This window comes from Azorhizobium caulinodans ORS 571, from assembly GCF_000010525.1.
Lineage (GTDB): Bacteria > Pseudomonadota > Alphaproteobacteria > Rhizobiales > Xanthobacteraceae > Azorhizobium > Azorhizobium caulinodans.
Genome location: NC_009937.1, coordinates 4,556,665 through 4,581,382 on the forward strand (window position 1 = coordinate 4,556,665; position 24,718 = coordinate 4,581,382).

The 24,718-nt window shown below is 68.8% G+C and carries 25 protein-coding genes; 15 read left to right on the top strand and 10 right to left on the bottom strand.

What is annotated here, in order from left to right; genetic code table 11:
* Positions 1-44: 44 nt before the first annotated feature.
* The 10 genes from AZC_RS20465 to AZC_RS20510 all read left to right on the top strand — a co-directional run bounded on the left by AZC_RS20465 (position 45) and on the right by AZC_RS20510 (position 10,148).
* Positions 45-695, top strand: coding sequence for an MtnX-like HAD-IB family phosphatase (locus AZC_RS20465; protein ID WP_043880571.1), 651 nt, complete (start codon positions 45-47; stop codon positions 693-695).
* Positions 692-2,119: an aspartate aminotransferase family protein gene (locus AZC_RS20470; protein WP_012172510.1), complete on the top strand. Its 1,428-nt coding sequence runs from the start codon at positions 692-694 to the stop codon at positions 2,117-2,119. The genes AZC_RS20465 and AZC_RS20470 overlap by 4 nt, the downstream gene beginning before the upstream one ends.
* Positions 2,120-2,122: 3 nt before the next feature.
* Positions 2,123-3,046, top strand: a complete 924-nt coding sequence (locus AZC_RS20475; protein WP_012172511.1) for a hypothetical protein — start codon at positions 2,123-2,125, stop codon at positions 3,044-3,046.
* Positions 3,030-3,974, top strand: coding sequence for an alpha/beta hydrolase (locus AZC_RS20480; RefSeq protein WP_052286027.1), 945 nt, complete (start codon positions 3,030-3,032; stop codon positions 3,972-3,974). Before AZC_RS20475 ends, AZC_RS20480 begins: the two co-directional genes overlap by 17 nt.
* A 47-nt stretch (positions 3,975-4,021) precedes the next feature.
* Positions 4,022-5,455 (top strand): efflux transporter outer membrane subunit, encoded by a 1,434-nt coding sequence (locus AZC_RS20485; protein ID WP_081434062.1) that lies wholly within the window; start codon positions 4,022-4,024, stop codon positions 5,453-5,455.
* Between the two features lie 3 nt (positions 5,456-5,458).
* Positions 5,459-6,592, top strand: coding sequence for an ABC transporter permease (locus AZC_RS20490; RefSeq protein WP_012172514.1), 1,134 nt, complete (start codon positions 5,459-5,461; stop codon positions 6,590-6,592).
* 3 nt (positions 6,593-6,595) lie between these two features.
* Positions 6,596-7,315 carry an ABC transporter ATP-binding protein gene (locus AZC_RS20495; RefSeq protein WP_012172515.1) on the top strand — a complete coding sequence of 240 codons (720 nt, stop codon included), beginning with the start codon at positions 6,596-6,598 and terminating at the stop codon, positions 7,313-7,315.
* Positions 7,312-8,235, top strand: coding sequence for an efflux RND transporter periplasmic adaptor subunit (locus AZC_RS20500; protein ID WP_012172516.1), 924 nt, complete (start codon positions 7,312-7,314; stop codon positions 8,233-8,235). Before AZC_RS20495 ends, AZC_RS20500 begins: the two co-directional genes overlap by 4 nt.
* A gap of 168 nt (positions 8,236-8,403) precedes the next feature.
* Entirely contained in the window at positions 8,404-9,111 is a 708-nt protein-coding gene (locus AZC_RS20505; protein ID WP_043879649.1) for a hypothetical protein, read from the top strand.
* A gap of 104 nt (positions 9,112-9,215) precedes the next feature.
* Positions 9,216-10,148: a ribose-phosphate pyrophosphokinase gene (locus AZC_RS20510; protein ID WP_012172518.1), complete on the top strand. Its 933-nt coding sequence runs from the start codon at positions 9,216-9,218 to the stop codon at positions 10,146-10,148.
* Between the two features lie 267 nt (positions 10,149-10,415).
* On the opposite strand, the gene AZC_RS20515 is transcribed toward AZC_RS20510, so the two are convergent.
* On the bottom strand, positions 10,416-11,186 hold the full coding sequence (locus AZC_RS20515; protein WP_012172519.1) for a phosphatase PAP2 family protein: 771 nt from the start codon (positions 11,184-11,186) through the stop codon (positions 10,416-10,418).
* Positions 11,187-11,287: 101 nt separating this feature from the next.
* Here AZC_RS20515 and AZC_RS20520 point away from each other — a divergent pair, with 101 nt between their 5' ends.
* Positions 11,288-11,767 carry a YaiI/YqxD family protein gene (locus AZC_RS20520; RefSeq protein WP_012172520.1) on the top strand — a complete coding sequence of 160 codons (480 nt, stop codon included), beginning with the start codon at positions 11,288-11,290 and terminating at the stop codon, positions 11,765-11,767.
* 28 nt (positions 11,768-11,795) lie between these two features.
* Entirely contained in the window at positions 11,796-12,197 is a 402-nt protein-coding gene (locus AZC_RS20525) for an MAPEG family protein (protein WP_012172521.1), read from the top strand.
* Positions 12,198-12,274: 77 nt separating this feature from the next.
* On the opposite strand, the gene AZC_RS20530 is transcribed toward AZC_RS20525, so the two are convergent.
* Positions 12,275-12,916, bottom strand: coding sequence for a PadR family transcriptional regulator (locus tag AZC_RS20530; protein ID WP_081434064.1), 642 nt, complete (start codon positions 12,914-12,916; stop codon positions 12,275-12,277).
* Between the two features lie 126 nt (positions 12,917-13,042).
* Here AZC_RS20530 and AZC_RS20535 point away from each other — a divergent pair, with 126 nt between their 5' ends.
* Positions 13,043-14,026 carry a tyrosine recombinase XerC gene (locus AZC_RS20535; protein WP_012172523.1) on the top strand — a complete coding sequence of 328 codons (984 nt, stop codon included), beginning with the start codon at positions 13,043-13,045 and terminating at the stop codon, positions 14,024-14,026.
* 9 nt (positions 14,027-14,035) lie between these two features.
* Here the strand turns inward: AZC_RS20535 and AZC_RS20540 are convergent, their stop codons facing one another.
* From AZC_RS20540 to AZC_RS20550, 3 genes are all read right to left on the bottom strand, one after another.
* Positions 14,036-15,919, bottom strand: coding sequence for an acyltransferase family protein (locus tag AZC_RS20540; protein WP_043879650.1), 1,884 nt, complete (start codon positions 15,917-15,919; stop codon positions 14,036-14,038).
* 152 nt (positions 15,920-16,071) lie between these two features.
* Positions 16,072-16,353 carry a hypothetical protein gene (locus AZC_RS20545; RefSeq protein WP_012172525.1) on the bottom strand — a complete coding sequence of 94 codons (282 nt, stop codon included), beginning with the start codon at positions 16,351-16,353 and terminating at the stop codon, positions 16,072-16,074.
* A 6-nt stretch (positions 16,354-16,359) separates the two neighbouring features.
* Positions 16,360-16,962 (bottom strand): hypothetical protein, encoded by a 603-nt coding sequence (locus AZC_RS20550; RefSeq protein ID WP_043879651.1) that lies wholly within the window; start codon positions 16,960-16,962, stop codon positions 16,360-16,362.
* A 160-nt stretch (positions 16,963-17,122) separates the two neighbouring features.
* On the opposite strand from AZC_RS20550, the gene AZC_RS20555 reads away from it, so the two are divergent.
* Both AZC_RS20555 and AZC_RS26315 read left to right on the top strand, forming a co-directional pair.
* Entirely contained in the window at positions 17,123-17,536 is a 414-nt protein-coding gene (locus AZC_RS20555) for a VOC family protein (protein WP_338010015.1), read from the top strand.
* Positions 17,537-17,648: 112 nt separating this feature from the next.
* Positions 17,649-17,771, top strand: a complete 123-nt coding sequence (locus tag AZC_RS26315; protein WP_012172528.1) for a hypothetical protein — start codon at positions 17,649-17,651, stop codon at positions 17,769-17,771.
* Positions 17,772-17,910: 139 nt separating this feature from the next.
* On the opposite strand, the gene lpdA is transcribed toward AZC_RS26315, so the two are convergent.
* The 5 genes from lpdA to AZC_RS20580 all read right to left on the bottom strand — a co-directional run bounded on the left by lpdA (position 17,911) and on the right by AZC_RS20580 (position 24,712).
* Positions 17,911-19,314 carry a dihydrolipoyl dehydrogenase gene (gene lpdA, locus AZC_RS20560; protein ID WP_012172529.1) on the bottom strand — a complete coding sequence of 468 codons (1,404 nt, stop codon included), beginning with the start codon at positions 19,312-19,314 and terminating at the stop codon, positions 17,911-17,913.
* Between the two features lie 57 nt (positions 19,315-19,371).
* Positions 19,372-20,028, bottom strand: coding sequence for a LysE family translocator (locus AZC_RS20565; protein ID WP_012172530.1), 657 nt, complete (start codon positions 20,026-20,028; stop codon positions 19,372-19,374).
* 128 nt (positions 20,029-20,156) lie between these two features.
* Complete coding sequence (gene odhB / locus AZC_RS20570; RefSeq protein WP_012172531.1) at positions 20,157-21,395, bottom strand: 2-oxoglutarate dehydrogenase complex dihydrolipoyllysine-residue succinyltransferase; 1,239 nt, start codon at positions 21,393-21,395, stop codon at positions 20,157-20,159.
* Positions 21,396-21,439: 44 nt separating this feature from the next.
* The gene (locus AZC_RS20575; RefSeq protein ID WP_043879652.1) at positions 21,440-21,742 is read right to left on the bottom strand and encodes a YciI family protein; all 303 of its coding nucleotides are present in this window, start codon (positions 21,740-21,742) and stop codon (positions 21,440-21,442) included.
* 12 nt (positions 21,743-21,754) lie between these two features.
* On the bottom strand, positions 21,755-24,712 hold the full coding sequence (locus tag AZC_RS20580) for a 2-oxoglutarate dehydrogenase E1 component (RefSeq protein WP_012172533.1): 2,958 nt from the start codon (positions 24,710-24,712) through the stop codon (positions 21,755-21,757).
* Positions 24,713-24,718: the final 6 nt, after the last annotated feature.

Sequence of the window (24,718 nt, forward strand, 5' to 3'; positions counted from 1 at the left end):
AGATTGACGGTCCGGAAAGAGACTGATCTGCGATGCTTCCGCGCATGACCATCATGCTCGACTTTGATGGAACGATCACAAGGCAAGATACAACTGATCTGATCCTCGAATCCTTTGCCCACCCGTCCTGGCGCGACGTGGAGCAGGACTGGGAATCCGGCCGCATCGGCTCGATGGAATGCATGCGCCGGCAGGTGGCGCTGATCCGGGCCTCGGCCGCGGAACTCGACGCATTCGCCGACCAGATCGCGGTCGACCCCCATTTTCCGGATCTGGCGCACCAGTGCCGGGCCAGGGGCATTCCGCTCACCATCGTCTCGGATGGTCTTGATCGCGTGATCATGCGTGTGCTTGCCCGTTACGATCTGCGCCTGCCGGTGCGGGCGAACCGTCTCGTCGCCCTGTCCGGCGGGCACTGGTCGCTGGCCTTCCCCAACGCCGCCTCCGAATGCGGTGCCGGCACCTGCAAGTGCGGGCTCGCGCTCGCGGAGAGCGAGGCCGTGGTGCTGATCGGCGACGGGCGTTCGGACTTCTGCGTGGCCGAGACCGCGCAGATTGTCTTCGCAAAATCGAAGCTCGCCGACCACTGCCGCCGCAACGGCATTTCCTACCTGCCCTTCGAAACCCTGGGCGATGTCGCGCAGTGGCTGACCCACGCGCCCGTCCGCACCCTCAAGAACGGAGCCGTCCCATGAACATCCCCGCCCGTCACCTCGCCGCCGGAGGCACCCGCCCGAGCGCGTTCGACGTCAGCCGCGAGACCCGGCTGCTCGCCCTGGAGCAGCGCTACTGCTCGCACGGCGACACCGTGCACTACAGCGAGCCGAAGATCTTCGACCGCTGCCAGGGCTCCTATATGTATGACGCCGAGGATGTGCCCTATCTGGACCTCCAGATGTGGTATTCCGCCGTCAATTTCGGCTATGGCAACCAGCGGCTCAACAAGGCGCTGACCCGCCAGCTCGATCGCCTGCCGCAGGTGGCGAGCCAGTATCTCCACGCCGAGAAGATCGAGCTGGCCGCGACCATCGCCCAGCATGCCGAGAAGACATGGGGCGCCGGGGGCCGCGTGCATTTCAACGTCGGCGGGTCGCAGGCGGTGGAAGATGCGCTCAAGCTGGTGCGCAACGCCCGGCGCGGCAAGGGCACCATGTTCGCCTTCGAGGGCGGCTATCACGGGCGCACGCTCGGCGCCTCCGCCATCACCTCGTCCTATCGCTATCGCCGCCGCTACGGCCACTTCGACCGCGCGCTGTTCGTGCCCTTCCCCTACCATTTCCGCGGCCCCAAGGGCATGGACAAGGAGGAGTATGGCCTCCACTGCGTGAAGCAGTTCGAGCGCCTGTTCGAGAGCGAATACAATGGCGTATGGGACCCGAAGGCGGGCGAGGCCGAATGCGCCGCCTTCTTCGTGGAGCCCATTCAGGGCACCGGCGGCTATGTCATCCCGCCCCACAATTTCTTCATCGAGCTGAAGAAGGTTCTGGACCGCCACGGCATCCTGCTCGTGGTGGATGAGATCCAGATGGGCGTCTATCGCACCGGAAAGCTCTGGTCCATCGAGCATTTCGGCGTCACGCCCGACGTTCTCGTCTTCGGCAAGGCCATCACCAACGGGCTCAACCCTCTCTCGGGCATCTGGGCGCGCGATGCGCTCATCAATCCGGAGGTGTTCCCGCCCGGCTCCACCCACTCCACCTTCGCCTCCAATCCGCTCGGCACCGCCGTGGCGCTGGAGACGCTGCGCATGGTGGAGGAAGAGCAGGATTTCGGCGCCGCCGTCATGGCCAAGGGCGCGTATTTCCTGGAAGGCCTCCAGTATCTCCAGCGCAGCCACAAGGTGGTGGGCGACGTGGACGGGCTGGGTCTCGCCCTGCGCATGGAGATCTGCGAGGAGGACGGTCACACGCCCAACAAGGCCCTTGTTGACCGCATGGTCGACATCGCGCTGGCCGCCGATCTGGAACTCGACGGGCGTCGCCACGGCCTCGTGCTGGATATCGGCGGCTACTACAAGAACGTGGTCACTCTCGCCCCGTCGCTGCTTATCACCAAGTCCGAGATCGACCAGGCCATCCGCCTGCTGGATCTCCTCCTCACCCGCGTGACCCGGGGCTGAGACATGCGGCTGTGCGTCCTCGATCTTGACGGAAGCGTCGCCGCGCAGCCGCTGTTTCTCGATCGCCGCGCCGCCGGGGCGGCGACATTCGTCGAGATGCGCGATCTCGCACCCCAGCTCCGGCTCACGGGCGGCCGCCGCGCCATGGAAGCGTTCCTCGGGCGGCTGCCGCCGCCGGGGCGCGACGCCGACATGTTCTTCTACGGCTCCGGCGACTTCCATCACCTCACCGCCGGCCTGCTGCGGCGGGTCGACGAGCCGGTGACAGTCATCCATCTCGACAACCATCCGGACTGGCTGACCTTTCCGCCCACCTTCAACTGCGGCGGATGGGTCAGCCGCGCCTTGCGCCTCCCCCATGTGCGCAAGGTCATCACCATCGGCCCCTGCAGCCCGGATCTCGCCGCGCCGGACCTGAAGGGCGCGAACCTGCGCGCCCTCGCCGATGGGGCGCTGGAGGTCTATCCGTGGCGCCACCCGCCCTCCCGGCTCCTGAGCGCCCGCATGTCGGCCGCCTCCGGCTGGACGGGCAACACGATCCGCTGGCACAACGTGGGCGGCGCGGCATGGGAGAGCTTCCTCTCGGACCTGCCAAGGCGCATCCCCACCCGCGCAGTCTGGATCACCCTCGACAAGGACGTGTTCTGCGAGCCGGACGCCCTGACCAACTGGGACCAGGGCGAAATGTCCCTGGTCCACGCACTCGTCCTGCTCCGTCGCATCGCCACCCGCCACCGCATCGTCGGCATGGATGTCTGCGGCGATTATTCGCCCGCCCGCTTCCGCGATCCGTGGCGGCGCTTTCTCGCCTTCACCGACCATGACTGCCGGCGCGTCCGCGCCGCAGATCACGCGGTCATCAACGCCCGAGCCAATGCCCAGTTGCTGCGGCTGATGGAGGACATCTTCCGTGAGCGCCCAGAGTGACACCTCTTACCCCGCATCGGTGCACGACATCCTGTACGAGGGCGGCCCGACAGGCCTGCTGCTCATCCACGGCCTCGGTGGTACACCCGTCGAGCTGAAGCGCATCGCGCGGGCCGTCCACGCGGCGGGGCACACCGCGTATTGCTGCACGCTCGCGGGTCATTGCGGGACGGAGGCCGATCTCGTCGCCACACGCTGGCAGGACTGGTACGCGAGCGTGGAAGCCGCGTTCGACCGCCTCTCTGCCCGGTGCGAGCGGGTGGTGGTCGGCGGGCTGTCGCTCGGTGCCGTGCTGGCCCTGCATCTGGCGGCCCGACGCGGATCGGACGTGCATGGCCTTGCCCTTTATGCCCCGACGCTCTGGTACGACGGCTGGGCCATGCCGTGGTATCGCGCGCTGCTGAAGGTCGCGGTCTATACGCCCATCGGCCGCCGTTACCGGTTCGTGGAGCGCGAGCCCTTCGGCATCCGCGATGCGCGCATCCGCGCCCGCGTCGCCGCCGCCATGCTGGGGGGCGACAGCGCGGAGGCTGGTCTTGCCGGAACGCCGGCCCATGCCCTTCGGGAGCTATGGCGGATCAGCGCCCGCGTCCGGCGGGAGCTGCCGGAGGTGAAGGCCCCGGCCATCCTGCTGCATGCCCGCACGGACGATATCAGCAGCCTGCGCAACAGCACCCATATTGCCGGGCGTCTCGGTGGCATCGCAGACCTGACGGTGCTGGACGACAGTTACCACATCGTGACGCTGGACCGGCAGCGCAACGTCGTCATCGAACGCACGCTCGCCCTCATGTCTCGCATCGGCGTCACGGGTGCGAAGCCCGTAATGTTGCGGCAATCCAGCACCCCCATGCCTCTCGCCACGCTGCGGGATGTCCCCGGTGGCCGACGGCGCCCGTCCCACGCGTTCGCCGAAGCCGCCCGGTGATCTGTCGCGGGCGGTTCGGCAGGGTTTCCGCTCGGGAAGAAAAACGGATGCGGTCGGTGGTGGGGCGCGAGCCCATGGAAGGGGCCTTGGGGCCTTGGGGGATGCGAAAGGCCCGGCGAGGGGTTTCCTGCGCCTTCGGTCTGGCGCTGTTCACCGCCGGATGCGCGGCCCTGCCGGAGACGACGGCCGAGGCACCGGCCCTGCCCTCCGCCTATGCGGCTGCGGATGTGCCGCTGGCCCGTCGCGATACCGGGCACTGGTGGCGCACCTTCCGCGACCCCGCCCTTAGCCGGCTCGTGGATCAGGCCATGGACCAGAACCTCTCGGTGGCGCAGGCCCGCGCGCGGCTCACCGCCGCCCGGGCGCAGGCGGCAGCGGCCAACACCCTGTTCCTGCCCACGGCCGGCGCCGGCGGCACCGCCATCGCCACCACCAATCCCTCGGAAACCGACGATCCGCTGCGCCGTCCGCTCATGGCCGGCTTCGACATGAGCTGGGACGTCGGTCTCTTCGGCCTTGCGGAGAACGCAAACCGCTCGGCCACCGCCTCCGCCGCCATCGTCGCGGCGGATCTCGAAAGTGTGCAGATCTCCGTCACGGCGGAAGTGGCGCGGGCCTACATCATGCTGCGCGCGGTCCAGCAGCAGCATGTGATCGCGCGCGCCGCGCTGGAGGCCCGGCGCAAGCGCTCCGATCTCGTGCAGACCCGCATCCGCACGGGCCTTGCCGCGCTGGGCGAAGAGGCGGAGGCCGCCCTTGCCCTGGCCGAGGCGAAAGCCGAACTGGCCGACCTCGATGCCCGCGCCGCAAGCCTCCGGCTTCAGATCGCGACGCTGCTTGGCTCCGCCACACCCGATCCGGCGCTGGAAACGGCCGGTCCCCAGCCGATGCCGGCGGAAGGGCTGCCCGCCAGCCACCCGGCGGACCTGCTGCGGGCGCGCCCGGACGTGCGGGCGGCCGAGCAGCGCGTCCTGCGCGCCTCGGCGGAGGCGGGCATCGCGCTCTCCGACCTCTATCCCAAGCTGCGCCTCGTCGGCACCATCGGCGCCGGCGCGCCCTTCACCAATTCAGCCTTCGGTGTGGCGGGAGGTCCCGTGCTCCAGATCCCACTGCTGGATTACGGCCGGCGCGAAGCCAACCTCACCGCCCGCAAGGCGCAGGTGGAGGAGGCCGAGGCCGCCTACCGCCAGACGGTGCTCGACGCCTACAAGGAGGCCTCCGACGCCCTCGCGGCGCTGAGCGCCAGCCGCAAGGCAGTCACCGGGCAGAAAGCGGCGGTTGCCGCCGCCGCGCAGACCGAGCGTTCGGCCCGCGTCCTGTCCAGCGAGGGGCTCGCCGACCGCGCCCGGCTCTGGGAGGCAGAAACCGCGCTGCTGGACCGTCGCCGCCGCCTCGTGCAGGCGCAGGAGGTGGAAGCGGTGGCCCTCGTCGCGCTCTACAAGGCGCTGGGCGGTGCCGCGCCCGTCGCGGGCCGGGAGTAAGGCATGGCCGTCCCCCTGGCGCGCAAGAGCCTGATCCACGAATGGCGCCGCTTTCTCCCCGCCACCATCTCGGTCGCCTTTTCCGGCGTGCTCATGATCGTGCAGGGCGCGCTGCTGCTCGGCATCGTGGGGGCCAACGCCCTCTATGTCACCCAGTCCCGCGCGGACCTCTGGGTCGGCTTTCCCGGCACGCCGAGCGCCGATCTCGGCCGGCCCATCGATTCCGGCATCGCCGCCGACATCCTGATGGATCCCCGCATCTCGCGCCTCGAGACGCTGCTGCTCGGCAATGGCGACTGGCGCGGCGCGCGGGGCGGCGGCATGAGCGTGACGCTGGTGGGCATCGACACGCGCAGGGACGGCCTCGGCCTCGCCCGCTCGGTGACGCCGCGCGAGCGCGTGCTGCTCCAGGAGGAAGGCACGATCCTCGTGGACGAAAGCGACCTCGACAAGCTCGCCACGGACATCGGCGCCACCGCCGAGATCAACGGCCACATGGTGCGCATCGTCGGCGTGACCGACAATCTGCGCTCCATGGGCGGCGTGAATGTCGTCACCTCGCTCAGCACCGCCCGCCTGCTGGACCCGGCCCTGCGGGGCGCGGACAAGGCGACCTATTTCCTCGCCGGCGTGGAAGACCCCCGCCTCACCTCCGCCGTGCGGCGGCGCCTCCAGTCCTTCGCCGGCAAGGCCCGGTTCGAGAGCTGGACCGCCGAGGACCTCGCCAACCGTTCGGTCCGCTACTGGCTGCTGGAATCGGGGGCCGGCATCGGCTTCGTCTTCGCCACCCTCATCGCCATGCTGGTGGGCACGCTCATCACCAGCCAGACGCTCATGGCGGCGGTGGCCGCCTCCACCACGCAATATGCCACCTTGCGGGCGCTCGGCGTGCCCTTCACGGACCTGCGCCGCATCGTGCTGAAGCAGGCGGGCCTCGTTGGCGCGGCAGGGCTCGTCCTCGGCCTCGCATGCAGCCTGCTGGCGGCGCTGCTAGCGCGGCTCAATGCCATTCCGTTCGAGCTGCGCGGCAGCATCATGCTGCTCTCGGCCCTCGTCGTGTTCTCGGTGGCGCTGGTCGCCGGCCTGCTGGCCCTGCGCCCGCTGCGCCGCGCCGATCCCGCCTCCCTGCTGAGATAGCTGATGCCGCCCCATCTGAGCGCCCGCGCCCTGTCGAAATCCTACATGGTGCAGAACATCCGGACCGAAGCCCTACGCCAGGTCTCCCTCGACCTGTGGCCGGGGGAAATGTCCCTCATCATCGGTCCCTCGGGCTGCGGCAAGAGCACGCTGCTTTCGCTCATGAGCGGGCTTACGCGGCCGGACAGCGGCAGTGTCCACGCGCTCGGCATCGATCTCGGCAAGCTGGACGACGCGGCCCGCGACGCCTTCCGGCTCGCCCATTGCGGCTTCGTCTTCCAGGGCTTCAACCTGTTTCCTGCCCTCACCGCCCTCGAACAGGTGCAGATCGCCCTCGACTATCTGGACGTGCCGCACGCGCAGGCGGTGGAACAGGCCGGCGAAGCCCTGGAACTGGTCGGCATGTGGCGGCGGCGCCATCTGCGCCCGGCGGAGCTGTCGGGCGGTGAAAAGCAGCGCGTGGCCATCGCCCGCGCCGTGGTGAAGGCCCCTGCCCTGCTCTTCGCCGACGAGCCGACCAGCGCGCTGGACAGCGTGAACGGCGCGCGCGTCACCGATCTGCTCCGGCAGATCGCCCATGAGAGCGGCGCCCTCGTGGCCTGCGTCTCCCACGATCCGCGCCTCATCGCCCGCGCCGATCGCATTCTGGAAATGGAGGACGGATGCCTCATCCGCGACCGCCGCGGCCCCGCGCCGGCCCTGCCCGCCGGAGCGCAGGCATGAGACGGCTGGACAGCTTCACCACCGTCGCGCTGGGGCTGCTGACCTGCATCGGCCTCGGCATCGGCGCCTGGGCGCTGCTGGGACCTGACGAGAGCCAGGCCGACCCCAACCTGTCCGCGCAGTCCGGCATCGTCGCCGCGGCGCGGGGGCGCGTGGACGTGGAGGGCGGCCTCTCGCGCATCCTCGCGAGCCGGGACGGCATCGTCCGGGAGGTGCGGGTCAGCGAGGGGCAGCGGGTCGCCGCCGGCGACCTTCTGGCCGAGCTCGATACGCGCGCCGCCGCCATCGCCCTGCGAGCCGCCGAGGCGGAGGTGGCCGAGGCGCAGGCGCGGCGCACGGCGCTGGATGCCCGGCGCACCGCCCAGTTGCGGCAGACCGAGCGGATGCGGCGGGCGGCCAAGGAGCAGGCCATCTCCCCCCAGGCGCTCGACGAGACGGAAGCTGCCCTCGCCGCGCTCACGGCGGACCTGCGGCTCGGGGAAGCTGCCCTCGCGCAGGCCACCGCGAAGATGGAGACCGCGCGCTACGAGATGGAGCAGCGTCAGGTGCGGGCGCCCGTCGCCGGCATCGTCGCCCGGCGCAACGTCAAGGCGGGCGATGTCATGTCGGGTGCCGCCATGACGGAGATGTTCGTGCTGATACCCGACGCGCCGCTGGTGGTGAAGGCGGAGATCCAGGAGCCCTTCGTCCGGCTGCTGCGTCCGGGCATGGAGGCGGAGATCACTGCCGAGAGCGACGACCAGTCCACCGGCACCGGCCGGCTGCTGCGCATCAGCCCCTTCCTCGATACCCGCCGCACGGCGGACGCAACGGAACGAGTAGACGTGCGCGTGGCCGACGGGGTCCTGCTCATCGACGCGCCGAACCCCTTCATGATCGGCCAGCGGGTCTATCTGCGCTTCCGCCAGGCCTCGCGCTGAGCTTCCGGGCGCCGCCGGACCTTCCGGATCGGCGCCGCAGGGTGCCAACAACCGTTACAGAAAGCCGGCTTCCGATCACGATTAACGATACCTTAACCGAACTTCTGGACCTCGAGCCGGAAGAACGCTACCCCTTCTCCTTAACGAAATGTGAAGAAGGGTTGCGGCATGACGGACGCGACGAGCCACGTGAGATGGGGTGCCCTCGTTGGGCGGCTCGCCCGTTTTGCACTGCTCGGCGCGGGTCTCGCGCTCGCCGGATGCCAGACGGACGGCACCGGCGTCGCCTCCGGCTCCTCCCGCTCCAATCAGGCGCTGGCCTTTGAATCCATCGACGGCCCGCCTAAGGCGACCTTCGACCGGCTGGTAACTAAGCTCGCCGACCAGGCCGAGCAGCAGCAGGTTGCCCTCGTCTCCCGCACCCAGCCGGCCAATTACCGCATCCGCGGCTATGTCTCGGCCCACACCGAGAAGGGCAAGACGCTGGTCAACTACGCCTGGGACGTGTTCGACGCCGACAAGCAGCGCGTCGCCCGCATCACCGGCACGGAGACCATCAAGTCCGCCAAGGGTGGCGCCTGGGCCTCCTGCGACGACGAGGTGATCGCCCGCATCGCGGGGACCACCATCGCCAGCCTCTCCGAGACCCTCCAGGTCGGCAATCCGAACGCCGCCGCCAGCGCCACGGCGTCCGCCCCTGCGGCCGCCGCCCCCGCCGGACCGACGGAAGCCGCTCCTCCGGTCGCCGAGCAGCCGGCGCCGGCCACAGCGCCCTCCAGCGCGCCCGTGGATGTGGGCGGAGTCCCGGTGGCCAGCGCGTCGCCCTTCGGCCCCTCCGCCGCCGAGGCCCCCGGCCTCGCATACGCGTCCCGCTGAATCTGCGTCTTTACAAGTCGGGACCGGGATGCCTATCAGGGCGCCGACAGGATTCCGGTGCCCGATCTTCCGGACGGGCCGCATACCCTTAAGAGAACAGATCCATGAAACTGGTCGCGGGTAACTCCAATCGCGCGCTCGCGGAGACGATCGCCGCTTACCTGGAAACGCCGCTGACCAAGGCGGTGGTGCGGCGCTTCGCCGACATGGAGATCTTCGTCGAGATTCAGGAAAATGTCCGTGGCGAGGACGTGTTCGTGGTGCAGTCCACCTCGTTCCCCACGAACGACCATTTGATGGAACTGCTCATCATCATCGACGCGCTGCGCCGCTCCTCGGCCAAGCGCATCACGGCGGTGCTGCCCTATTTCGGCTACGCCCGGCAGGACCGCAAACCCGCGCCCCGCACGCCCATCTCCGCCAAGCTCGTCGCCAACCTCATCACCCACGCCGGCGCCGACCGCGTGATGACGCTGGACCTGCACGCCGGCCAGATCCAGGGCTTCTTCGACATTCCCACCGACAACCTCTATGCCGCCCCGGTGATGGTGCGCGACATCAAGGAACGGTTCGAGCTCGGCAACACCATGGTGGTCTCGCCGGACGTCGGCGGCGTGGTGCGCGCCCGCGCGCTCGCCAAGCGTATCGATGCCCAGCTCGCCATCGTCGACAAGCGCCGCGAGCGCCCCGGCGAGAGCGAAGTGATGAACGTCATCGGCGACGTCTCCGGCCGCTCGTGCATCCTGGTGGACGACATCGTCGATTCCGGCGGCACGCTGGTGAACGCGGCCGATGCCTTGCTGGCGCGCGGCGCCAAGGAAGTGCACGCCTACATCACCCACGGCGTGCTCTCGGGCGGTGCGGTGGCCCGCATCACCGCCTCCAAGCTCAAGGAACTGGTGATCACCGATTCCATCCTGCCGACCGAGGCGGTCCGCGTGGCCCGCAACATCCGCGTGCTGCCCATCGCCACCCTCATCGGCGAGGCCATCGCCCGCACGGCGCACGAGGAGTCCGTGTCGAGCCTGTTCGACTGATCGTCCGGCGCTTCTGTCTCTGAACGGCCGGCCTCGCGCCGGCCGTTTGCGTTTGGGGCGCCGCTTCCGTGGGACGGCCTGCTCCGGGGCCCGTTTCCCTCCCTCGGACCGTCATCGCCGGACTTGATCCGGCGATCCACGGGCCGCCCACCGGGCACACTCTCAAAGGTCTGCACCGTCGGCCCGGCGTGGATGCCCGGGACAAGCCCGGGCATGACGGAAGGGAGAACGGATACAGGTCCGCCGATTGCTCCGGGCGGCCCGCTCTCAGGCGTCCGGATCGCGGGCCGGCTCCTCCGGCTCCACTTCGCCCTGCGATTGCAGATAGAGCATGACCAGCCAGCACAAAGCGGCCCAGCCGGCGCCCAGCGTCCAGCCGCCGAGGACATCGGTCGGCCAGTGGACGCCGAGATAGAGCCGGCTCACGCCCACGATGAAGGTGAGCGCGATGGCGAGGCCGAACAGGAAGGCCTTCACCCGCCAGCGCGCTTGCGTACGGGCGAGCAGCGCGCCGAGCGTCAGATAGACGATGGCGGACATCATGGAATGGCCGCTCGGGAAGCTCTCCGAATAGACCGCCATGCCGTGGGGCACGAGGTCCGGCCGGGGGCGCGAGAAGCCCCATTTGAAGAGGGTGGAGAGCAGCGCCCCGCCCGCCACCGAAAGCAGGACGATGAGCGCCGTCTGGCGCTTGCGCACCATCAGCAGGAAGCAGATCACCGCCAGCGTCATCAGCGAGAGCACGGTGGTGCCGCCGAGCGCGGTCAGGTCCCGCATGGATTCTTCGAGCCAGCGCGGGCCGATGGGATTGGACAGGTCGCCGGGCACGCGCAGGGCCAGCAGGATGCGCTCGTCGAGCGAGCGGGTGCCGCCCTCGCGCACCTCGTCGGCAATGGCGACGAAGAGGTAGAAGGCCCCCGCCGTCAAGGCGACGACGACGAGTGTCGCCCGTTCCATGCGGCTGACATGGCGGACAATGCGGCCGACACCGGGGATACCGGACAGAAGGCGATGGCAATGGTCGAGCAGGCTGGTCATGGACGATGCTGGCCATGACGGCCGATGTGCCGTCAAGCCTGTCGTCCCGGCAGGATGCAAACACGCTTGCGGCATCGCAGCACCCCTGCCATCACGGCAGGATGAGCGCACGCCCCGAGCCGATCACCCTCTATGTCGATGCCGATGCCTGCCCGGTGAAGGCAGAAATCTACAAGGTGGCAGAGCGCCATGCGCTCCACGTCCATGTGGTTTCCAACCAGCCCATCGCCATTCCCCGCGACGACCGCATCCACCGCGTGGTGGTGGCGAGCGGCCCCGACGTGGCGGACGACTGGATCGCCGAGCGGGTGTCGCGCGGCGACGTGGTGGTGACGGCGGACATTCCGCTTGCCGCCCGCTGCGTGAAAGCGGGCGCGGATGTGATCGCACCTAATGGCAAGGCCCATACGGAGGCCACCATCGGCGCGACGCTCGCCACCCGCAATCTGATGGACGACCTGCGCTCGGCGGGTCAGATCACCGGCGGGCCGAAACCCTTCTCCCCCCGCGACCGCTCCGCCTTCCTGTCCGCGCTCGATCTTGCCATCGTGCGGCTGAAGCGGGCGGGCTTTACCACCTGACCCTCAAGCCCTTTCAAGGAAACATGGCATGACGCACGAACTCGCCTTGCTCACCGCAAGCTGTGTCCTCGCTCTGGTCCAGTTGATTGTGGCGGCCCAGCTTGCCACCCGCGAGCGCGGGCTGGCTTGGAATGCGGGCCCACGCGATGAAGCCGTCAAGCCACTCGGGCCGCTGGCCGGCCGGCTGGACCGCGCCTTCCGGAATCTGATGGAGACCTTCCCACTGTTCGTGGCGGCGGTGCTGATCGCTTCCGTGACAGGAACGCATAGCGCACTCTCCGTTGGCGGCGCCCACATCTATTTCTGGGGACGCGTGCTGTATGTGCCCCTCTATGCGACTGGCCTGCCCTACATCCGCTCGGGCGTCTGGGCCATGTCCGTATTCGGCATCCTGCTGGTGCTGGCGGCCCCTTTTGTGGCAGGGGCCTGAGCCTCACCCTTTTGTGCGACAGGCGCCGGGCGGGTCGCGTCCGACCCGTCCGGCGTCGCTGCGGCGCTTGAGGCCGCTCAGACCTCGCGCAGGTCGTTGGCGACGCCGGCGAGGATTTCCACGATGCGCGTTTCCGTGCGCGGGTTCTCGGCCAGCTTGGCCTTCGCCACGTCCTTCAGGTTCTCGATGGCCGCGTCCACGAGGCGGGGCAGTCCGGACGGCTCGCCGCCCTCTTCGCCCTTGCCCATCCAGCGGCGCATCTTGCCGACCTTGAGGCCGATCTCCGACAGGCGGCCCACCAGCGCGTCCGCCACGTCCTTGTTCTCTTCGAGATAGGCGCGGCCTTCTTCCGTGATGGTGAAGCGCTTCTTGGCGCCGTCCGGCTCGGCCGTCACATAACCCGCTTCCTCAAGGAAGGTCAGGGTCGGGTAGACCACGCCCGGGCTCGGCGAATACCAGCCGCCGGTCTTCTCCTCGATCAGCTTGATGATCTCGTAGCCGTGGCGCGGCTGCTCGGCGATGAGGCTCAGCGCCAGAAGCTTGAGATCGCCCTGCGCCAGCATCCGGCCGATGCGGAAGAAATCCCCGCCGCCGCCGCCGCCGAACCCACCGCCGCCGCGCCGGCCACGGCCCCAGCCGCCACCGAAGCCGCCGCCAAACTCACCCCGGCCACCGGCCGCAAAGCGCTCCTCGCGCCCATGGTGTCTGCATCCAAACATGTGTCTTTGCTCCTTATGATGTATCTTACGATACAACGACAGCACATATATCTTTCGATATATCTGGACGCAAGAGGGGCACCGTTAATTTTCGCGGGCTAAGGTGGCCGCGTCAGGAGAACAGCCATGGCCATGTCGGATGTGGAGAAGGCGGCCCGCTCGCGCGCGGCGCTTCTGGCGGCCCAGGCGCCGGACCTTCAGCCGGCCGTCGAGGGCTGGCTGGCGCGCCTTGCCCATGAGCGGCGCCTTTCCCCCAAAACGCAGGACGCCTATGCGCGCGACCTCACGGTGGTGCTCAACCTGCTGACGCTGCACCTCGGTCACCGGCCCACCGTGGCCGACATGGCGGCCCTCGCCCCCGCGGATGTGCGCGCCGTGCTCGCCGCCCGCCGCATGGAAGGGGTGGCCCCGCGCACGCTGGTGCGGCTCATGGCGGCAGCCCGTTCTTTCGGCCGGCATCTGGAGCGCGAGGGGCTCGGCAAGGTGGGCGCGCTCGCCGCCGTGCGCGCGCCCAAGGTGCCGCGCAGCCTGCCCAAGCCCGTCTCCGTCTCGGATGCGAAGGCCCTGGCCGATCCCGCCACGCGGGCGGGCGAGGACCGCGCCCCCTGGGTGCTCGCCCGCGACGCGGCGGTGATCGCGCTGCTCTATGGCTGCGGGTTGCGCATTTCCGAGGCCCTCGGCCTCACACGGTCGATGATGCCGGAGCCGGGCGGAGGCGATCAGATTACGGTGACGGGCAAGGGCAACAAGACGCGCATGGTGCCCCTGCTGCCGCAGGTCACGCAGGCGGTGGCCGACTATGCCGCCCTCTGCCCCTATGTGCTGGAGCCGGACAAGCCCCTGTTCCGGGGCGCCAAGGGCGGCCCGCTCTCAGCGCGCATCGTGCAGATGGCGGTGGAGCGGATGCGCGGCGCCCTCGGCCTGCCGGACAGCGCCACGCCCCATGCCTTGCGTCATTCGTTCGCCACCCATCTGCTGGCGCGGGGCGGCGAGCTTCGGGCCATCCAGGAATTGCTGGGCCACGCCTCGCTCTCCACCACGCAGGTCTATACGGCGGTGGATGCCACGCGCCTCATGGACGCCTATCGCGCCGCCCATCCACGCGCCTGAGCCGCCGTCCTAGGGCAGAATCCGGGCGATCAGCGCACGGGAGAAGACCTGCGCCCCGTGGGCCGTGAGGTGCGCATTGTCGAAGAAGAGCGGCACATGGTCCGCCGCCAGCGGGCACTGGCGCTGCGGACAGATCGTCTCCAGCACCGGCACATAGCGCGCGCCCGGAACGCGGGTGACGACGGCCTGTACGGCGGCGTCGATCTCCTCCACCACGCCGGCCGACAGTTCATCGCCCGAGGTCACGCCGCGGTCACCGGCCCGCTGCCGGTCCGCCAGAATGAGCGGGACCGAGCGCCGGAACACCGGCCCCGGCCCCAGCACCACCGCCGGAATGCCGGCCGCCTCCAGCCTGGACAGCGCCTGCTCAAGCGCCTCCAGCCAAGCCGGGTCCACGGACCAGAAGCCTGCCATCACCACAAGCTGCGGCTTGAGGCGCAGGATTTCCGCCAAGGCGAAGTCATTGAATCCGGCACAGTTGGGGCGGGCGGGAATGACGATGCCCGGCAGCGGCGGGCAGCCGGAGGCGGTGAGCTGGCCCAGTGCATAGCCCCGCGCGGCGAACGGCGGCTCCAGTCCGGCATAATAATGCGCCGCATGGCTGTCGCCCCACAGCACCGCCAGCGGCCGGCGCGCGGGCAGGCAGAGATCGGCGCGCAGGCTCTCGGCCGTCTCCCGCGGGCCGAGGAAGCAGGTGCCCGTCCGGAACGCCTCGTTCGGGCGGTAGTGCACATAGGTCAGCATCCGCAGCACGCGGGCCTCCACGCGCTGCGGAAATCCACCCAGCGCAAGGATGGTCCCGGCGAGGGCCGCGAGCACGGCGAGGCCGGCAGTGCTCGCCACGAGCGCGCGGGGGACCGTGCCGAGCCAGCGGCGACAGGGCGCTTCCACCAGCGCATAGATCGCCACTGCGAACAGCAGCGAGGTCGCGACGCCGCCGAGGAAGAACTCCCATCCCTCGGCGAAGGGAAAGAGCTGGCGGCCGAAGGAAGCCACCGGCCAGTGCACCAGATAGAGCGAATAGGAGATGCGGCCGACAAAGCGCAGCGGCGCCAGCGACAGCAGGCGGGCGCCCGCCCCCGTGCGCACGCGGTCCGCGCCCCAGATGACCAGCGCCGCCCCCGCGCAGGGCAGGAGGGCGTCCGTGCCCGGGAAGGGGCCGCGCTCGCTCAGCGCCACCATGCCGCCGAGGATGAGCGCGAGGCCGAGCAGCACCGCGCCATTGGCGATGCGCGGCTGGGCCGGAAAGCGCACGCCGGGTAGCGCGAGCAGGCAGCCGATAAGCAGCTCGAAGGCCCGGAACGGAAGCAGATAGAAGGCGGCTTCCGGATTGAAGCGCAGCAGCATCTCGCCCGACAGCAGCGAAGCGACAGCCACCACCGCCAGCAGCAGCGGCACGCGGCGGCGCGTGCAGCGCCGGGCCGCGAAGAGCAGCGGCGGGAACAGGAGATAGAACTGCTCCTCGACGCCCAGCGACCAGTAATGCAGCAGCGGCAGCTCATGCGCCGCCGGCGCAAAATAATTGGCGCTGAAATAGAAATAGATGTTCGAGGCGAAGACGGTGGAGGCCAGCAGCGAGGCCGCGAAATCCCGCAGCGCGTGCGGATAGAGCAGCAAGCCGGCGGCGAGCGTCGAGAGCAGCGACACTGCCACATAGGCGGGCACGATGCGCCGCGCCCGCCGCGCATAGAAATCCGCGAAGGAGAAATCGCCCCCGGCCACATCCCGATAGAGCGTCTTCGAGATGAGGAAGCCCGAGATGACGAAAAAGACGTCCACGCCGGTGAAGCCGCCGGAGAGCGGCGTCAGCCCGAAATGAAACAAAACGACCCCGCCCACCGCGATGGCCCGCATGCCATCGATGTGCGGCCGGTACTCCAGCCCTTGATGCATGAATGAGTGAGCGCCCACCTGTCCGGCCGCATATGGCGCCGGACCTCAACCATGATGGCCGGTGCATATCACGCGCCCGCCGGCACGCCCAAGACGAAATCGGGGTGGATAACACGCTGTTGGACGTATCCACCGGGCGGGCGGGGCGTCGATCAGCGGGGCCTGAACGACCAGCCGCCGCCACCACCGTGATAGGTTTCGCAGGCGAGGTGGAAGCGCGCGCCGCAGGTGGTGCAGGTGAAATCCACCGACACGATGTCCGGCCAACCCCTGTCCTGCCCCATCCGGAGCACGGAATTATCGGGGTGGTCCGGCTGCTCCGTCAGTGTTCCGTCGGCGAGATTGTCCCGCGCCACCGTCAGCGCGTGCTCCAGTTCACCCGGCGTGCGGATGGGCCAGTCGAGGCAAAGCGCGTCGCAGCGGTCGCAGGCCATGGCGCCTCAGGAGCGGGAGAAGACGCGCCGGCGCAGGTCCAGAACGGCGCGGCGGAAGCGCCCGCGCCCGCCGCCTAGGCCGAGCAGCCGGGCGGCGTCCTGCCGCAGGCGCACGAGAGACGCCTTCACCTTCTCCTTGTAGGGCTCCACCAGCCGGTGCGCCCAGGCATTGGCGGCAATCACCATGTCGCACAGCCGCGAGAACCAGCCGATGGAGCGAAGCTGCGCCTGGCAGACCTCGAACAGGAAGGCCATGAGGCCGACGCCCACGAGCTTCGCCACAAGGAAACAGAGGCTGCCGAAGATGAAGTGCTTGTGGGCGTAGAACCACAGGGCGAGGATGTTGATGGGCTCGATGAGGATCAGCGGCACCACGAACAGCACCAGCGCGCCATAAGGCGGCAGGCGGTGCGCCCAATGGCCGATGGCCTGCTTCAGCCGCTCGAAGGGCAGGAGCTCGGCCAGCCGGCGGATGAGCGGCGCCGTGTGCGCCCAGAGCCAAGCCTCGATGAGGAAGCCGACGGCGAGCACCATGAGCAGCGCGCGCTGGAGGCGGCGGCGCCAGAGGCTGCGGGGACGCACGGGCGGGATGGGGGCGGTATCAGGCATGGCTTGAGGAAGATGGTGCGGCCTTTGGGGCCTTTCCATGGCTGTCGCGAACCTTGCGGCACGATCCCTTGGGCCGGGTGCCTCCCCCTTTCGTCGGATGCACCTGCGCCCCGGTCGCGCTCTAATCTGTGTCAGGGCAGAAAGGGCAAGGACACTTCAGGTGAACATCCACCACATGTCCATCGGCGTCGCCGATCTCGACCGGGCCATGGCCTTCTATGACCGTGTGCTCGCGCCCCTCGGGCTGGCACGGGAGGTGCTCTTCACCGAGCCCACCGGGACGCGCTCGGCGGGTTACGGACAGCCGGGGCAATGGGCGCTGGAGGACAATGTGCCCTTCTGGCTGGAGGAGCGGCCGGGCGCGAGCTTCTCCTGCCCGCCGGGCTTTCATCTCGCCTTCGGCGCGCCGGATGCGGCCGCCGTCCATGCCTTCCATGCGGCGGGGCTTGCCGCCGGCGGCACCGACAACGGCCCGCCGGGACCGCGGCCCGACTACGGGCCGAGCTATTACGCCGCTTTCCTCATCGACCCGGACGGCTGGCGCATCGAGGCGGTGGCCGACACGTCCGCGTGAGCGGCGGCATCGAGATGCCGTCGGGGCAGGTTTGCCGCTCTTTCAGGCTTCGGTCCACGCCACAACCGGGCGTAGGCTCTCGAATGTCGCAACCCGATGGGAGTGATGAGCCATGAAGCGTCTTGCCTTCGCCCTCGTGACCCTGAGCCTGCTCGGAGCCACCGCCCCCGCTTTCGCCGACTGCCCGGCGCACGCCTCCAACACGACGAAGAGCACGCCCTCCAAGGGCACCTGAGCCTCTTCGTGCCGAGAGCGCGCGCCTCCCGCACCGGGAACAGGCGGAGCGGTGCGCTCCAAAACAAAACCGGCCGGTCCGCAGCGCGGGCCGGCCGGTTCCGTTTGAGGACCGCGCCGGTCGCCCGGCGCGGAAAGGCTCACATGTGGATGGCGCGCTTCTCGACCGCCATGGCCGCTTCCTTGACCGCCTCCGAGCGGGTGGGGTGGGCATGGCAGGTGCGGGCGAGGTCTTCCGACGAGCCGCCGAACTCCATGAGCACGCAGACCTCGTGGATCATCTCGCCGGCCTCGGGGCCGATGATGTGGCAGCCCAGCACCTTGTCCGTGGCGGCGTCAGCCAGGAACTTTACGAAGCCGTCCGTGGTGTTGTTCACCTTGGCGCGGCCATTGGCGGTGAAGGGGAACTTGCCGACATTGTAGGCGATGCCGGCTTCCTTCAGCTCTTCCTCGGTCTTGCCGACGGAAGCCACCTCCGGGAAGGTGTACACGACGCCGGGGATGACGTCGTAATTCACGTGGCCCGCCTTGCCGGCCAGCAGCTCGGCCACCGCGACGCCCTCGTCCTCAGCCTTGTGGGCGAGCATCGGGCCGGCGATCACGTCGCCGATGGCATAGATGCCGTCCACGGTGCTCTTGTAGTGGTGATCCACCACCACGCGGCCGCGCTTGTCGGTCTCGACGCCGATCTCGGCAAGGCCGAGGCCACCCGTGTAGGCGACGCGGCCGATGGCCACCAGCACCACGTCGGCCTCAAGCACCTCGGCCGCACCGCCGGCGGCCGGCTCCACGGACACCTTGAGGGTCTTGCCCTTGGTGTCCACGCCCGTGACCTTGGTGCCGAGCTTGAAGGCGAAGCCCTGCTTCTGGAGGATGCGCTGGAAGGACTTGGCCACGTCGCCGTCCATGCCGGGCAGGATGCGGTCGAGATATTCCACCACCGTCACCTCGGCGCCGAGGCGGCGCCACACGCTGCCGAGCTCGAGGCCGATGACGCCCGCGCCCACCACCACGAGCTTGCCGGGCACCCTCTTGAGGGCCAGCGCGCCGGTGGAGGACACCACCTTCTCTTCGTCGATGGTGACGCCGGGAAGCTGGGCCACGTCCGAGCCGGTGGCGATGAGGATGTTCTTCGTCTCCAGCACCTGCTGGGTGCCGTCGGCGGCGGTCACTTCCACCTTGCCGGGGGCGAGGATCTTGCCGACGCCGTGATAGGCGTCGACCTTGTTCTTCTTCAGCAGGAACTCGACGCCCTTCACATTGCCGTCGACGCCCTTGTCCTTGAAGGCCTGCATGGCGGCGAGATCGAGCTTCGGCGCCGGGACAGTGATGCCCATGCTGGCGAAGCTGTGTCCGGCTTCCTCGAACTTCTCGGAGGCGAACAGCAGCGCCTTGGAGGGGATGCAGCCGACGTTGAGGCAGGTGCCGCCGTGGGTGGCGCGCTTCTCGACCACCGCGGTCTTGAGACCAAGCTGGGCGGCGCGGATGGCCGCCACATAGCCGCCGGGGCCGGTGCCGATGACGATCAGGTCGTAATTAGCCATGGAATACAGTCCTTGAAGGAAGCGGGCGGCCAGCCGGCCGCAGCGAACGGGAAGGGATCAGTGGGCGGAGGCCCTCTGGAAGGCGAGGCGGATGCCGAGGCCGACCAGGGCCGCGCCGGTGATGCGATTGAACCAGCGGCCGATGCGCGAGAGCTGCGCCTGCACCGCCCGCCCGGTGAAGAACACCGAGACCAGCGTGAACCAGACGACCAGCAGGCCGGCCATGCCGGCGGCATAGCCCATCTGCATGCTCTGCGGCGTGGTGGGGCTCACCACCGTGGTGAAGATGGAGAGGAAGAACAGCACCGCCTTCGGGTTCAGCGCATTGGTGAGGAACCCGAGCGTGAAGTCGGACGCATCGCCGTAGCGCCGGGGGGCAACCGCCGGCGCGGGCGCGTCCGCAAGATCCACCTGATAGCTGGGTGGCGGCGCGCGCCAGGTCTTCACGCCCACGTAGAAGAGATAGGCGGCACCCGCCCATTTCAGCACATTGAAGGCGAGGATCGAGTGGGCGACCAGCAGGCCGATCCCGGCCACCGTATAGGCCGCATGGAAGAAGATGGCGGCGCCGATGCCGAAGCTGGTGATGATGCCCGCGCGGCGGCCCCGCACCACGCTCTGGCGCACCACCATGGCGAAGTCCGGTCCCGGTGTCACGGCGGCCAGGGAAAACACTGCCATGATGGTCAGGAATTCCGCGAGATGGCTGCTCATTCGCCCGTCCTCGTGTCAGCGGCCGTGGGGCGCGGCCCTGCCGCAACCGGCCTGTCAGTGGGCGGCGGACGCCCGGTCGGGAAACGGCGCGGCGACAGAGCCGCCGCGCCGGTGTCAGGCTTGGACGATCAGAGGTCGAGCACGAGACGCGCGGGATCCTCCAGCGTCTCCTTCACGCGCACCAGGAAGGTCACGGCCTCGCGGCCGTCGACGATGCGGTGGTCGTAGGAGAGCGCGAGATACATCATCGGGCGCACGACGATCTGGCCCTTGACCACCACCGGACGCTCCTCGATGCGGTGCATGCCGAGGATGCCGGACTGCGGCGCGTTGAGGATGGGGGTGGACATCAGCGAGCCGTAGATGCCGCCGTTGGTGATCGTGAAGGTGCCGCCCTGCATGTCCTCGATGCCGAGCTTGCCGTCACGGGCCTTGCGGCCGAAGCCGGCGATGGCCTTCTCGATGCCGGCCACCGACAGCTCGTCGGCGTCACGCACCACCGGGACCACGAGGCCCTTCTCGGTGCCCACCGCGATACCGATGTTGTAGTAGTTCTTGTAGACGATGTCCTGACCGTCGATCTCGGCGTTCACCGCCGGCAGGTCCTTCAGGGCCGCGATGACGGCCTTGGTGAAGAAGCCCATGAAGCCGAGCTTGGTGCCGTGCTTCTTCTCGAAGGAGTCCTTGAACTGGGCGCGCAGGCCCATCACCGCGCTCATGTCCACGTCGTTGAACGTGGTGAGCATGGCGGCGGTGTTCTGGGCGTCCTTCAGGCGGCGGGCGATGGTCTGCCGCAGCTTGGTCATCTTCACGCGCTCTTCGCGCGCGGCATCCACCGGCGCGGAGGGGGCGCGGACGGCGACCGGCGCCGGGGCAGCGGCCGGAGCGGCAGCGCCGGAGGCGATGGCGGCCAGCATGTCGCCCTTGGTCACGCGGCCATCCTTGCCGGAGCCGGCGACGTTGGCGGCGGACACGCCGGTCTCGGCGGCGAGACGCTCGACCGCCGGGCCATTGGCGCCGGAAGCGGCCTTGGCCGGGGCGGCGGCAGGCGCCGGAGCGGGCGCAGCGGCCGGAGCCGGAGCCGCCTTGGGGGCCTCGGCCTTCGGAGCGGCGGCAGCAGCGCCGGCAGCGCCTTCGGCGATCGCGCCGAGGAGGGCGCCGACGCCGACGGTGTCACCGTCCTTGGCGATGATTTCGGAGAGGACGCCAGCGGCCGGGGCGGGAACCTCGACGGTGACCTTGTCGGTCTCCAGTTCCACCAGCGGCTCGTCGGCCTTCACCGCATCGCCAGGCTTCTTGAACCACTTGCCGATGGTGGCCTCGGTAACGGACTCGCCCAGGGTGGGCACGCGGATTTCGGTCGCCATCACATTCGCCCGCGGGGGGCCTCCCTCAAACGCTCGATGCCGGGTCAACCCCGGCGCAAAATAAGGGATGGAACCGGCAGCACCTCATAGGAGAAGCCGAGGTTCATCCCCGTGATCGGATCATCTTCGGACAGACGGCGGGCTTGCGCCTCGTCATCCGCCTCGACCAGCGCCAGTCCCCAGGCGCCGGCCGGATCGAAGACCGGACCGACCGCAATGGCCGGCCCCGCCTCAGCCTGCTGCTGCCAATAGGCCATGTGCTGCCCCATCGCCGCCATCTCCGCCTCGGTGGCGTCGAAGGGGAAGGTGGGGCGCACGTGGCGCAGCCGCAGCAGGAAATAGCTCATGCCGCAGGCGCCTCAGCCGAGGGCTTCTTCGAGGAAGGCCTTGAGCTGGGCGAGATGCTTGGACATCAGGCCGGTGGCGGTGGCGGCGGACGCCGGACGGCCGGCGTAACGCGGACGCTTGGACGCGCCGCCCACCTGCTCCAGCACCCACTCCAGGTAAGGCTGCACGAAAGCCCAGGAGCCCTGGTTCTTCGGCTCTTCCTGGCACCACACCACTTCCGCATTCTTGAAGCGGCCCAGCTCCTGCACGAGGGTCTTGAGCGGGAACGGGAACAGCTGTTCCACGCGCATCAGGTACACGTCGTTGGTGCCGCGCTTCTCACGCTCCTCCAGCAGGTCGTAATAGACCTTGCCCGAGCACAGCACGACGCGACGGATCTTGTCGTCCGCCACGAGCTGCAGGCCCGCCGCATCCGGATGGGACTGGGCATCGTCCCACAGCACGCGGTGGAAGGTGGTGCCGGTCACGAACTCGTCGAGACGCGAAACCGCCTTCTTGTGGCGCAGCAGGGACTTGGGCGTCATCAGAATCAGCGGCTTGCGGAAGTCGCGCTTAATCTGGCGGCGCAGGATGTGGAAGTAGTTCGCCGGGGTCGTGCAGTTGGCGACCTGCATGTTGTCCTCGGCGCAGAGCTGCAGATAGCGCTCGAGGCGGGCGGAGGAGTGCTCCGGACCCTGGCCCTCATAGCCGTGCGGCAGCAGGCAGACGAGGCCGGACATGCGCAGCCACTTGCGCTCGCCCGAGGAGATGAACTGGTCGAACACCACCTGCGCGCCGTTGGCGAAGTCGCCGAACTGGGCTTCCCACAGCACGAGCGCGTTCGGCTCGGACAGGGAGTAGCCATACTCGAAGCCGAGCACCGCCTCTTCCGAGAGCATCGAGTTGATGACCTCGTACTTGGCCTGGTTGTCGGTCAGGTGGTTGAAAGGCTTGTAGCGGCCTTCGGTTTCCTGATCCGTCAGCACGGAGTGGCGCTGCGAGAAGGTGCCGCGCTCCACGTCCTGGCCGGACAGGCGGACCGGATGGCCCTCCTCCAGCAGCGAGCAGAAGGCCAGCGCCTCGCCGGTCGCCCAGTCGATGCCGGCGCCGTCGTCGAGCACCGCCTTGCGGCGGTTGTCGAGGAAGCGCTGGATGGTGCGGTGGGGCGTGAAGCCTTCCGGCACCTTGGTGATCTTGTCGGCGATGGCCTTGAGCGCATCTTCCGCCACGCCGGTGTCGCCGCGGCGCGGATCGTCATCCTCGTGGCTCGCCTTCAGGCCCGACCAGCGGCCGTCCAGCCAGTCGGCCTTGTTGGGCTTGTAGTGCTGGCCGGCCTCGTACTCGCCTTCCAGGCGGTTGCGCCACTCGGCGCGCATCTGGTCGAGCTCGCCGGCGGCGATCACGCCTTCGGCTTCCAGCTTCTTGCCGTACAGCTCCAGCGTCGTGGGATGCTGGCGGATCACCTTGTACATGTGCGGCTGGGTGAACGACGGCTCGTCACCCTCGTTATGGCCGAAGCGGCGATAGCAGAAGATGTCGATGACCACCGGCTTGTGGAAGCGCTGGCGGAACTCGATGGCCACCTTGGCGCAGAAGGTCACCGCTTCCGGATCGTCGCCATTCACGTGGAAGATCGGCGCCTCGATCATCTTCGCCACATCCGACGGATAGGGCGAGGAGCGCGAGTAGCGCGGATTGGTGGTGAAGCCGATCTGGTTGTTGATGATGACGTGGAGCGAACCGCCCGTGCGGTGGCCCTTGAGGCCCGAGAGGCCGAGGCACTCGGCCACCACGCCCTGGCCCGCGAAGGCCGCGTCACCGTGGATCAGCAGCGGCAGCACCGCCACGCGGTCGGTGTCGTGCATCTGGTCCTGCTTGGCGCGGGCCTTGCCCAGCACCACCGGATCGACGATTTCCAGATGCGACGGGTTGGCGGTCAGCGACACGTGCACCCGGTTGCCGTCGAACTCGCGGTCCGACGAGGCGCCGAGGTGGTACTTCACGTCGCCCGAGCCTTCCACGTCGTCGGGGGCCCAGGAGCCGCCCTTGAATTCGTGGAACAGCGCGCGGTGGGCCTTGCCCATCACCTGCGTGAGCACGTTCAGGCGGCCGCGGTGAGCCATGCCGAACACGATGTCGCGAACGCCGAGATTGCCGCCGCGCTTGATGATCTGCTCCAGCGCCGGGATGAGCGCCTCGCCGCCGTCCAGGCCGAAGCGCTTGGTGCCGGTGTACTTCACGTCGAGGAACTTCTCGAAGCCCTCGGCCTCCACCAGCTTGTTCAGGATGGCGCGCTTGCCTTCGCGGGTGAAGGACACTTCCTTGTCCACGCCCTCGATGCGCTCCTGGATCCACGCCTTCTCCTCCGGGGAGGAGATGTGCATGAACTCGACGCCGATGGTCTGGCAGTAGGTGCGGCGCAGGATCGTCACCATCTCGCGGACGGTGGCGAACTCAAGACCCAGCACGTTGTCGATGAAGATCTTGCGGTCGAGATCGCTCTCGTAGAAGCCGTAGGAGGCCGGATCGAGCTCGGGCGCCTCGCGCGGCGGGGTGAGCTTCAGGGGATCGAGATCGGCCTGGAGATGGCCGCGCATGCGGTAGGCGCGGATCATCATGAGCGCCTTCACGCTGTCGCGCGTGGCCTGCTGCACCTCGGTGGCGGAGAATTCGACGCCCGCCTTCTGGGCCTTCTCCTTGACCTTGTCGGTGACCTTCTTCTCCACCTCGATCCAGTTGCCGTCGAGGGCGGAGACCAGCTCGCCATTGGCGTGGAGCGGCCAGTTGGGCTTCTTCCAGGAGGCGCCGCGGGCGTTCTGCTTGACCTGCTCGGGGTCTTCCTTCAGCGCGGCGAAGAAGCTCTGCCACTGCGCATCGACCGAATTCGGATCGGCCTCATACTGGGCATAGAGATCTTCTATCCACTGAGCATTACCTCCGTACAGGAAGGAGGTAGCGAGAAATTGGTCGTTTTGGTCCGCGCGCGACATGGGCCT

Coding starts and splice junctions, on each gene's coding strand:
- AZC_RS20485 (WP_081434062.1), top strand. CDS start 4,022: ATGCGGTCGGTGGTGGGGCGCGAGCCCATGGAAGGGGCCTTGGGGCCT.
- AZC_RS20525 (WP_012172521.1), top strand. CDS start 11,796: ATGACGCACGAACTCGCCTTGCTCACCGCAAGCTGTGTCCTCGCTCTG.
- AZC_RS20495 (WP_012172515.1), top strand. CDS start 6,596: ATGCCGCCCCATCTGAGCGCCCGCGCCCTGTCGAAATCCTACATGGTG.
- AZC_RS20565 (WP_012172530.1), bottom strand. CDS start 20,028: ATGAGCAGCCATCTCGCGGAATTCCTGACCATCATGGCAGTGTTTTCC.
- AZC_RS20500 (WP_012172516.1), top strand. CDS start 7,312: ATGAGACGGCTGGACAGCTTCACCACCGTCGCGCTGGGGCTGCTGACC.
- odhB (WP_012172531.1), bottom strand. CDS start 21,395: ATGGCGACCGAAATCCGCGTGCCCACCCTGGGCGAGTCCGTTACCGAG.
- AZC_RS20520 (WP_012172520.1), top strand. CDS start 11,288: ATGAGCGCACGCCCCGAGCCGATCACCCTCTATGTCGATGCCGATGCC.
- AZC_RS20540 (WP_043879650.1), bottom strand. CDS start 15,919: ATGCATCAAGGGCTGGAGTACCGGCCGCACATCGATGGCATGCGGGCC.
- AZC_RS20580 (WP_012172533.1), bottom strand. CDS start 24,712: ATGTCGCGCGCGGACCAAAACGACCAATTTCTCGCTACCTCCTTCCTG.
- AZC_RS20575 (WP_043879652.1), bottom strand. CDS start 21,742: ATGAGCTATTTCCTGCTGCGGCTGCGCCACGTGCGCCCCACCTTCCCC.
- AZC_RS20490 (WP_012172514.1), top strand. CDS start 5,459: ATGGCCGTCCCCCTGGCGCGCAAGAGCCTGATCCACGAATGGCGCCGC.
- AZC_RS20470 (WP_012172510.1), top strand. CDS start 692: ATGAACATCCCCGCCCGTCACCTCGCCGCCGGAGGCACCCGCCCGAGC.
- AZC_RS20515 (WP_012172519.1), bottom strand. CDS start 11,186: ATGACCAGCCTGCTCGACCATTGCCATCGCCTTCTGTCCGGTATCCCC.
- AZC_RS20465 (WP_043880571.1), top strand. CDS start 45: ATGACCATCATGCTCGACTTTGATGGAACGATCACAAGGCAAGATACA.
- AZC_RS20545 (WP_012172525.1), bottom strand. CDS start 16,353: ATGGCCTGCGACCGCTGCGACGCGCTTTGCCTCGACTGGCCCATCCGC.
- AZC_RS20505 (WP_043879649.1), top strand. CDS start 8,404: ATGACGGACGCGACGAGCCACGTGAGATGGGGTGCCCTCGTTGGGCGG.
- AZC_RS26315 (WP_012172528.1), top strand. CDS start 17,649: ATGAAGCGTCTTGCCTTCGCCCTCGTGACCCTGAGCCTGCTCGGAGCC.
- lpdA (WP_012172529.1), bottom strand. CDS start 19,314: ATGGCTAATTACGACCTGATCGTCATCGGCACCGGCCCCGGCGGCTAT.
- AZC_RS20550 (WP_043879651.1), bottom strand. CDS start 16,962: ATGCCTGATACCGCCCCCATCCCGCCCGTGCGTCCCCGCAGCCTCTGG.
- AZC_RS20535 (WP_012172523.1), top strand. CDS start 13,043: ATGGCCATGTCGGATGTGGAGAAGGCGGCCCGCTCGCGCGCGGCGCTT.
- AZC_RS20510 (WP_012172518.1), top strand. CDS start 9,216: ATGAAACTGGTCGCGGGTAACTCCAATCGCGCGCTCGCGGAGACGATC.
- AZC_RS20530 (WP_081434064.1), bottom strand. CDS start 12,916: ATGTTTGGATGCAGACACCATGGGCGCGAGGAGCGCTTTGCGGCCGGT.
- AZC_RS20475 (WP_012172511.1), top strand. CDS start 2,123: ATGCGGCTGTGCGTCCTCGATCTTGACGGAAGCGTCGCCGCGCAGCCG.